We start from the raw sequence: 8,935 nt of genomic DNA on the forward strand, positions 1-8,935 counted from the left end.
GCGGTCGGAGTCACACGGCCCGGTTGCGCCTGCGGGCCAGTTCGTCGGCCGGGTTGTGGGCGACGAGCGTCTCCCCGGTGTCCACCCGCTCTCCGTGGAGCTGTGAGAGGGCGCTCTCGACGTCCCGCCACACCACGCCCACGGCGATACCGAAGACGCCCTGGCCGCCCTGGAGCAGGGCGTGCACCTCGTCGGGAGAGGTGCACTCGTAGACCGTCGCACCGTCGCTCATCAGCGTCATGCGCTCCAGGTCCCGGAAGCCGCGCTCCCTGAGGTGCTGGACCGTGGTGCGGATGTTCTGAAGCGAGACCCCGGTATCCAGGAACCGCTTGACGATCTTCAGAACCACCACGTCACGGAAGCTGTAGAGCCGCTGTGTCCCGGAGCCGTAGGCGGGCCGCACGCTGGGCTCGACCAGGCCGGTGCGGGCCCAGTAGTCCAACTGGCGGTAGGTGATGCCCGCGGCGGCACACGCCGTGGGCCCCCGGTAGCCGACCTCCTCGGGAACAGCCCCTCCCTCGTCGGACACTGCCTCCGGCCGCCGCGGAACGTGATCGGCCGCGCCGCCGTGCTGGAGATGCCCCCTGCTCGAGTCGAGCCGAGAGCTTGGGGGAGGGTACGGGCCGCTCTCTCCCAGACCGCGTCCGGGAGCACCCCCAGCCGTACCGTCGCCGCTGCTTCTCACGCCGACCTCCGTCCTTGACCTGCCCTCTCGACGGTAGGCAGTCACCAGGGGCGCGTCAACGATCGCCACACTCGGCACGCCGAGTGATAATCACCCAAGGAGTGGTTTGTCGTGTCCTACCGCGGGGAAAGGCTAGCCGAATGCGCTCGGCACGGGCCGCGGCACACCACACGCGCCGCGGGCAAATGCCGCCGAGAGCTGCCGGGCCCCGGGCGTCACTGGCTGTTGGTGCCGAAGTCCTCGGGCGAGATCTGGTCGAGGAACTCGCGGAACTTCTCCACCTCGTCCTCCTGCTCGTCGGGGATCGCGATCCCGGCGTCGTCCAGCACGCCGTCACTGCCGTAGATCGGCGTTCCGGTGCGCAGGGCGAGCGCTATGGCGTCGGAGGGACGCGCGCTGACCTCGACCCCGCTGGCGAAGACCAGCTCGGCGTAGAACACACCGTCACGAAGGTCCGTGATCCGTACTTCGGTGAGCTCCTGGCCGACTGCCTCCAGCACGTCCTTGAACAGATCGTGGGTCAGCGGTCGTGCGGGGGCCATGCCCTGCTGGGCGAAGGCGATCGCCGTCGCCTCCCCCGGTCCGATCCAGATGGGGAGGTAGCGGTCGCCTCCCACTTCACGCAGAAGCACGATCGGTTGGTTGGAGGGCATTTCCACCCGGACACCTACGACATCGAGCTCGTTCACACAGCAACCCTAGGCCGTGCCCGGGACGTTTGGGTAGTCGGGCACAGAACGGGTGCCCGATCGACCGGCGCGGCGGACGCGCCGGATCAGGGAAGTCGTACGCCCAGCGCGGTCTGCACGAGTGCCGCGTGCAGCTTCACGGTGAGCCCCGCCAGCTCCTTCGCACGGGCCTCGGCGTGCGCCCGGGTCTGCGGGTTGCGATGGCGCCGCAGCGGGGCCACCACCTGGTCCACCAGGCCCGCGTCGCGCTCGGCCGCCGCCTTCATCGCCCTGAGGTGGCGCGGTTCGATCCCGAACCGCCCCAGCTCCACCACGAGGGCGGCGACGGTCACCGCCTCGGCGTCGTACACACCGTCGGGCAGGGGGCCGATCAGGCCGTACGACTCCCACTCGGCGAGTTCCTGCTCGCCGATCTCCGCGGCGGCCAGCAGCTCGGCACGGCCCACACGAGCCACCGTGGGGCCCTCCGGCTCACCGTAGAGGTCTCCGCCGGGTTCTCCGTCACCGGAGTCCCGCTGACGGCCCACAGCGGGCAGCCGCACCTGCTCACCGCGCTCCAGGGCGTCCAGATGCTCACGGATCACCTTGAGCGGCAGGTAGTGGTCGCGCTGCATCCTCAGGACGTGACCGAGGCGCTCGACGTCGCCGGCGCTGAACTTTCGATACCCGGAAGGGGTCCGCCGCGGCTCGACGAGCCCCTCCGACTCCAGAAACCTGATCTTGGAGATGGTTACTTCGGGAAACTCGTCACGCAGCACGCTCAGCACCGCGCCGATGCTCATCAGACCGCTGTCCGCGGCGGTGCCGCTGCCGGCACCGCCGCTCGGTGTTTGAAGCATGGACATTCCCTCGGTGTCCCCCCGGACGGAGTTGGGGGAGGGTCAGACGCCCCGCTGGCTCGCGTAGAACACCAGCCGGTACTTGCCGATCTGCACCTCGTCACCGTTCGACAGCGCGACCTGGTCGATCCGCTCCCGGTTGACGTACGTCCCGTTCAGGCTGCCGACGTCGGCGACGGTGAACGAGCCGTCCGCCACGCGACGGAACTCCACATGCCGGCGCGACACGGTCACGTCGTCGAGGAAGATGTCGCTCTGCGGATGACGGCCGGCCGTGGTCAGGTCGCCGTCCAGCAGGAAGCGGCTGCCCGAGTTGGGGCCGCGGCGCACCACCAGGAGCGCCGAGCCGAGCGGCAGCGCGTCGACCGCCGCCTGGGCCTCCGGGGAGAGCATCGGCGACGGCGTCTGGCCCGTCACCTCCGCGTCGTAGGCCTCGATACCGGAGATGGAGATCGTGGACGTCGTCTCGGAGGGGCGCTCGGCGCCGCCCCGCAGCGGTGCACCACAGTTGGAGCAGAACCGGCTGTTCTCCGCGTTCCGGTTCCCGCACCTCGTACAGACCAGGGCCGACATGGACGGATCCTCCTGCCGCGGCTGCCCACCAGGGGCATGGGACGCATACGGATCGGAGGCGAACCCTCCACCCGAGCTTGAGGCTGACGGTTCCCCGAAACCTATGCGGCCGGACTGGGCAGGGTCAACAGACGGCGCGCCGGGACCGGCGGCGCCGCCGACCTGGTCGCGGAAGAGCGGGCGGTCGCCGCTCTGGGGCTCCCCCGCGTCTCCCTGGCGCGGTGCACGGTGACGGGCGGTCGCGTTGTCACCGCTGCCCTCTCGCGTGCTCTTGCCGAACAACTTCGCAAACAACTTCACGGGCGATTCCCCTTGACCGAAACAGACCCGCCCGTGGGGCAGGACGAACACTGATTGAACACACCGGTCGACCCGGACATCCTCACAACGTCCGTATCCACCAGACAGTTTCCACCACGCACCACCCATTCGGTGCGCCGACCCCCCGCAACCTCATGCCCTCGCCCGGCGGACCTCATGCGGCCCGCCTCACGGGGAGGACGACCGAGCGTAGTCAGGCCGCTCCGCCGGTCGCAAGGCATCCACAACGATCTTCGTCGAACGCTCCACCGTGACGGTGGCCTGCTCCTTCTCCAGCGTCTGCACCACACCCCCCGGAATGTTCAGCGCCGGCTCCAGGTCCTGCGGCTTGCCGATGACCTTGAAACGATAGGGCTGGGTGATCTTGTTCCCGTCGACCTTCACTCCGCTTCCGGAGTCGGCCAGATAGGTACCGGCGACCACCCGCACTCCGTCCACCTGGATCGCCTCCGCGCCCGCGGCGCGCAGCTCCTGGATCGCGTCGAGCAGCATGTCCGCCTTGACCGTGCCCTTCGTGTCGTTGATCGTCAGCGTGATGCCGGGGCCCTGGGCGGCCACGGTGCCCGCGAGGATGCCGAGTTGCTTCTCCTTCTCGACCGTCTGCTTGCGGGCCTCCTCGGCCTGGTCCGAGCTGTTCTCCAGCTCGGTGCGCTGGTCCTCCAGCCCCTGCTTCTCGTCTTCAAGACGCTGAGTGCGGTTGTCGAGTTCATCGAGGATGCGGACGAGATCTTCCTGCCGCGCTCCGCGCAGGGCGCTGTTCCCGTCGCTGTTGGACGCCACCTGGACGGCCAGGCCGAAACCGAGGCCGAACAGCAGCACGGCGACGATCAGTTGGGCCCGCGACACGCGCGGCGGCCACAGCCCCTTGATCAGGCGCTCCCGGCCGGCCGACGACGGCCGGGGGCTCGCCTCCGGCTGCTGCGGCTCGGCGGCCTGCGCGGTGGCGGGGACCTCTTCGGGCAGCTCTCTGCGCAGCGGGTTCCCGGCGTTCTCGTCTTCGCTGTTCATCGGCCTCACGCCCGGAAGACGTGCCGGCGGATCGCGGCGGCGTTGGAGAAGATGCGAATACCGAGGACGACGACGACACCCGTGGAGAGCTGGGCGCCCACGCCCAACTTGTCGCCCAGGAAGACGATCAACGCGGCGACGACGACGTTCGACAGGAACGAGACCACGAAGACCTTGTCGTCGAAGATGCCGTCGAGCATCGCCCGCAGTCCGCCGAACACGGCGTCGAGCGCCGCCACGACGGCGATCGGCAGGTACGGCTCGACAACCACCGGAACCTCGGGCCGGACCAACAATCCAGCCACGACGCCCACGACGAGGCCCAGTACGGCGATCACGATGTGCCCTTCTCTGTGCTCGGCTCTGCTGTACGTACGATCACACTCGGTGCGGCGGGCAACCGGACGTCGTCCTCGGCGGAAATGCTGGTCCGGATGCCGTAGTTCTCCTGCAAGGCATGCAGATACAGCCCGTCGGCGCTGTCCTGGAACCTGGTGCTGAGCCGCTGGCCGTCCCCCACCGCGAGCACCGTGTACGGCGGCACCAGCGGCTTGTTGTCGACCAGTATCGCGTCACCGGCCGCCCGGATGGCCGAGAGGGCGGTCAGCCGCTGCCCGTTGACGGAGATCGCCTCTGCGCCCGACTCCCACAGGCCGTTGACCACGCGCTGCATGTCGCGGTCCCGCACGCGTCCGGTGTCGGAGAATCCCGACGTCTCCCGCGGATTGGTCCCGTCCCCGCCGGTGCTGGCTTCCTTGGCGTCGTTCACGACGAGCTTGATGCCCGGGCCGTGCACATCGGTGGCGCCGGAAAGGATGCCGACCAGATCGGCCTGTTCGCCGCCCGTCTTCTTCAGTGCCTCGCGCTGGCGTGCGCTCACGTCGGCCCGCAGGGTGTCGACGTTCTTCTCCAGCTTGTCCGCCGTCGCCGACTCGCGCTCGATGCGGTCGATGAGTTCCTGCCGCTCCTTGGCGACGACGGGGGCCGCGATCCGCGCGTTCGCCGCTCCGACGGTGACCACGAGCGCGGCGAGCACCAGGCCCGCCGCAAGACCGAGCTTCGCCCTCACCGTCTTCGGAAGACCGCCGTCTCCCGCGGCCTTCTTGCGGGCGGCGGCTTCGGCGTACCCGTCGTCAAGGCTGTGATCCATGACGTTGGTGAGCAGCGACATGGAGGCGTCCGGGCGCGACGGGCGCGGGGCGCTGCTCCGATCGGGGGGCTGCTGCGGCATGCCGCACATCGTCGCACGTCGCGGGTGCTACCTCCGAATGGCCCCACCGGCGTGCCGGACAGGCCCCCTTGGGGGCACTTGTCCGACACGCACGGGTGAAGGGTGTTTCAGCGGCCGGCGCTGTCCACGACGGCGGCCCACTCGTCCAGCAGGGCCTCGGCGGAGGCGTCGTCCGGTCCCTCGGCCCACAGGTGGGTGACCGCCTCGGCCGGGTCGGGCAGCACCATGACCCAGCGTCCGTCGGCCTCCACGACCCGTACGCCGTCCGTCGTGTCCACGGAGCGGTCGCCCGCCTCCTCCACGACCCGGCGCATCACCAGACCCTTGACGGCCCACGGGGTGGCGAGGTCCCGCTTGAGGACGTGCGCCCGCGGAATCCGCGCGTCGATCTGGCTGAGCGTGAGCTGCGTCCGCGCCACGAGTCCGATCAGCCGTACGAAGGCGGCCGCGCCGTCGAAGACGCCGCTGAACTCGGGAATGATGAACCCGCCGCGTCCGTCGCCACCGAAGATCGTGGCTTCCTCGCGGCCGACCCGCGTGAGGTCGTCGGGCGACGTCGTCGTCCACTCGACCTGCGTGCCGTGGTACGCCGCGACCTGCTCGGCGATGCGCGTGGTCGTCACCGGCAGCGCGACCCGCCCGCTGCGTCGTTCCGCGGCCACCAGGTCGAGCATGACGAGCAGCGCCCGGTCGTCCTCGACGATGCGTCCCTTCTCGTCCACGAGGGAGAGCCGCTCACCGACCGGGTCGAAGCGCACGCCGAACGCGGCCCGCGCGGAGGCGACGATCTCGCCGAGCCGCACCAGACCTGCCCGCCGGCTGTCCGCCGTCTCGGTCGGCCTGGACTCGTCGAGTCCGGGGTTGATGGTGAGCGAGTCGACGCCGAGCTTGCCCAAGAGGCTGGGCAGCACAAGGCCCGCGCTGCCGTTGGAGGCGTCCACGACCACCTTGAGCCCGGATTCGGTGATCCCTGTGGTGTCGACATTGCGCAGCAGCGATCCGGTGTACGAGTCGAAGACGCTCGCCGGGAAGTGCAGGTCCCCGATCTCGCCGGGGAACGCACGCCGGTACTCCTGGCGCGAGAACACCCGGTCCAGCTTGCGCTGTCCGCCCTGGGAGAGGTCGGCGCCCTGTTCGTCGAAGAACATAATGTCGACGGAGTCCGGCACTCCGGGCGTGGTACGGATCATGATGCCGCCCGCGCTGCCCCGCGCTGTCTGCTGCCGTGCCACCGGCAGCGGTACGTTCTCCAGATCGCGTACGTCGATGGCGCTGGCCTGGAGCGCGGAGATGACCGCTCGCTTCAGGGCTCGGGCACCTCGGGAGTGGTCGCGGGCCGTGGTGACGGTCGACCCCTTCTTCAGGGTCGTCGCATAGGCGCCGGCGAGTCGCACGGCGAGTTCAGGGGTGATTTCGACGTTCAGGATGCCGGAGACACCGCGGGCGCCGAACAGATTCGCCTGGCTCCGGGACTCCCAGATGACCGAGGTGTTGACGAACGCGCCGGCCTCGATGGTCTTGAACGGGTAGACGCGAACGTTGCCCTGGATGATCGATTCTTCGCCGACGAGGCATTCGTCGCCGATCACGGCGCCGTCCTCGATCCGGGCGGCCCGCATGATGTCGGTGTTCTTGCCGATCACACAGCCGCGCAGATTGCTCTGCTGCCCGATGTAGACGTTGTCGTGCACGACGGCCCGGTGCACGAACGCGCCGCTCTTGACGACGACGTTGGAGCCGATCACCGTGTGCTCGCGGATCTCGGAGTCCGCCTCGACCTTGGCGTAGTCACCGATGTACAGCGGTCCCCGAAGTACGGCGTCGGGGTGCACGTCGGCCCCTTCGGCCACCCATACGCCGGGCGATATCTCGAACCCGTCGATCTCGACGTCGACCTTGCCTTCGAGGACGTCGGCCTGGGCCTTCACATAGCTCTCGTGGGTGCCCACGTCCTCCCAGTAGCCCTCGGCGACATAGCCGTAGATCGGCTTGCCTTCCTTCATGAGCTGGGGGAAGACGTCGCCGGACCAGTCGACGGAGACATCGGCCTCGACGTAGTCGAAGACTTCGGGCTCCATGACGTAGATGCCCGTGTTGACCGTGTCCGAGAAGACCTGGCCCCAGGTCGGCTTCTCCAGGAAGCGTTCGACCTTGCCCTCTTCGTCGACGATGGTGATGCCGAATTCGAGGGGATTGGGGACGCGCGTCAGACAGACGGTGACGAGCGCGCCCTTCTCCTTGTGGAAGGCGATGAGTTCGGTGAGGTCGAAGTCGGTGAGGGCATCACCGGAAATGACGAGGAAGGCGTCGTCCTTCAACGCTTCTTCGGCGTTCTTGACGCTCCCGGCGGTACCGAGTGGCTTCTCCTCATTGGCATAGGTCAGCTCCATGCCGAGCTCTTCACCGTCACCGAAGTAGTTCTTGACCAGGGAGGCCAAGAACTGCACGGTGACGACGGTCTCGTTGAGCCCATGCCTTTTGAGCAGCCTGAGCACGTGCTCCATGATCGGGCGGTTCACCACCGGCAGGAGCGGCTTGGGCATGCTTGAGGTCATAGGGCGAAGGCGTGTGCCCTCGCCACCGGCCATCACGACGGCCTTCATGTCGGAAGCGTCCTCCTCTAAGAGATGACGGTACAGCCGACTTCACCCGTCCTGATTGTCCCGCAGTTCCAGAGTGGGGGCCATCGGGGCACTTCACCAGCAGCCCCATCGGGCCGAGTTCAATCGGTCACGGTGTCCGCTCGGATCAGCCGGCGGACCTGCACCATGTAGAGGACTCCTGCCCACCAATACAGGGTTGTACCCCATCCGGCGAACGCCCATCCGAAAATCGCACCGACTGTCCCGATCCAGCCGCCGGCGTCGCTGAGCAGCAACAACGGGAAGGCGTACATCAGGTTGAAGGTGGCCGCCTTGCCGAGGAAGTTGACCTGCGGCGGCGGATAGCCGTGCCGTCGGAGGATGCCGACCATCACCAGGAGGACGAGTTCACGTGCCAGGAGCGCCGCTGTCAGCCAGAGCGGCAGGATCTCGCGCCAGGTGAGACCGACGAGTGTCGACAGGATGTAGAGCCGGTCAGCCGCGGGGTCCAGCAGCCGGCCGAGGCTGCTGATCTGGTTCCAGCGCCGGGCGAGCTTTCCGTCCAGGTAGTCGCTGATGCCGCTGAGCATGAGGACGAGCAGTGCCCAGCCGTCGCTCTTGGGGCCGCCGAACTCCGGCCTGAGGATCAACCACAGGAAGATGGGGACGCCGACGAGACGCGCCATGCTGAGGATGTTCGGGATGGTGAGGACCCGGTCCGTCTGGACACGGGTCTCCTGGACCTCCACCCGGGGGCCTCCTGTGGGGAACGAGCCAACGATGCCCCCTGACCTTACCCGCAGGCTCGACGCCTCCGAGCAGAGGGGTCGAGGCGTCCTCGGAAAATATGCCGGAAAACAAAAAAGCTCCGGCTCTCAGAATCGAAATCCTGAGAGCCGGAGCTCTAATAATAGTTCGGCGGCGTCCTACTCTCCCACAGGGTCCCCCCTGCAGTACCATCGGCGCTGTAAGGCTTAGCTTCCGGGTTCGGAATGTAACCGGGCGTT

General features: G+C 68.2%; 9 protein-coding genes and 1 rRNA gene. All 10 read right to left on the reverse strand.

What is annotated here, in order from left to right; all coding sequences use genetic code 11:
- Positions 1-10: 10 nt before the first annotated feature.
- Positions 11-685: a MerR family transcriptional regulator gene (locus tag AB0912_RS32255; protein WP_366706175.1), complete on the reverse strand. Its 675-nt coding sequence runs from the start codon at positions 683-685 to the stop codon at positions 11-13.
- Between the two features lie 215 nt (positions 686-900).
- Positions 901-1,374: a bifunctional nuclease family protein gene (locus AB0912_RS32260; protein WP_033327106.1), complete on the reverse strand. Its 474-nt coding sequence runs from the start codon at positions 1,372-1,374 to the stop codon at positions 901-903.
- An 86-nt stretch (positions 1,375-1,460) separates the two neighbouring features.
- Positions 1,461-2,213: a MerR family transcriptional regulator gene (locus AB0912_RS32265; RefSeq protein ID WP_366706177.1), complete on the reverse strand. Its 753-nt coding sequence runs from the start codon at positions 2,211-2,213 to the stop codon at positions 1,461-1,463.
- 42 nt (positions 2,214-2,255) lie between these two features.
- Positions 2,256-3,215 (reverse strand): FHA domain-containing protein, encoded by a 960-nt coding sequence (locus AB0912_RS32270; RefSeq protein ID WP_366706179.1) that lies wholly within the window; start codon positions 3,213-3,215, stop codon positions 2,256-2,258.
- Positions 3,216-3,275: 60 nt separating this feature from the next.
- The gene (locus AB0912_RS32275; RefSeq protein WP_366706181.1) at positions 3,276-4,115 is read right to left on the reverse strand and encodes a DUF881 domain-containing protein; all 840 of its coding nucleotides are present in this window, start codon (positions 4,113-4,115) and stop codon (positions 3,276-3,278) included.
- A 5-nt stretch (positions 4,116-4,120) separates the two neighbouring features.
- Positions 4,121-4,453, reverse strand: coding sequence for a small basic family protein (locus AB0912_RS32280; RefSeq protein ID WP_266824523.1), 333 nt, complete (start codon positions 4,451-4,453; stop codon positions 4,121-4,123).
- Positions 4,450-5,355, reverse strand: coding sequence for a DUF881 domain-containing protein (locus AB0912_RS32285; protein WP_366706183.1), 906 nt, complete (start codon positions 5,353-5,355; stop codon positions 4,450-4,452). The genes AB0912_RS32280 and AB0912_RS32285 overlap by 4 nt, the downstream gene beginning before the upstream one ends.
- A gap of 98 nt (positions 5,356-5,453) precedes the next feature.
- On the reverse strand, positions 5,454-7,949 hold the full coding sequence (locus AB0912_RS32290) for a mannose-1-phosphate guanyltransferase (protein ID WP_366706185.1): 2,496 nt from the start codon (positions 7,947-7,949) through the stop codon (positions 5,454-5,456).
- Between the two features lie 119 nt (positions 7,950-8,068).
- A complete protein-coding gene (locus AB0912_RS32295; protein ID WP_366706187.1) occupies positions 8,069-8,677 on the reverse strand; it encodes a CDP-alcohol phosphatidyltransferase family protein in 609 nt (202 codons plus the stop codon).
- Positions 8,678-8,841: 164 nt separating this feature from the next.
- Positions 8,842-8,935, reverse strand: a 5S ribosomal RNA gene (gene rrf, locus AB0912_RS32300); the annotation flags it as partial.

It is taken from the genome of Streptomyces sp. NPDC007084, assembly GCF_040703595.1.
Classification (GTDB): domain Bacteria; phylum Actinomycetota; class Actinomycetes; order Streptomycetales; family Streptomycetaceae; genus Streptomyces.

What these genes read in the sequence shown, in the direction of transcription:
- AB0912_RS32265 (WP_366706177.1), bottom strand. Translation starts at nt 2,213, where the DNA reads ATGCTTCAAACACCGAGCGGCGGTGCCGGCAGCGGCACCGCCGCGGAC.
- AB0912_RS32270 (WP_366706179.1), bottom strand. Translation starts at nt 3,215, where the DNA reads ATGGGTGGTGCGTGGTGGAAACTGTCTGGTGGATACGGACGTTGTGAG.
- AB0912_RS32275 (WP_366706181.1), bottom strand. Translation starts at nt 4,115, where the DNA reads ATGAACAGCGAAGACGAGAACGCCGGGAACCCGCTGCGCAGAGAGCTG.
- AB0912_RS32285 (WP_366706183.1), bottom strand. Translation starts at nt 5,355, where the DNA reads ATGTGCGGCATGCCGCAGCAGCCCCCCGATCGGAGCAGCGCCCCGCGC.
- AB0912_RS32290 (WP_366706185.1), bottom strand. Translation starts at nt 7,949, where the DNA reads ATGAAGGCCGTCGTGATGGCCGGTGGCGAGGGCACACGCCTTCGCCCT.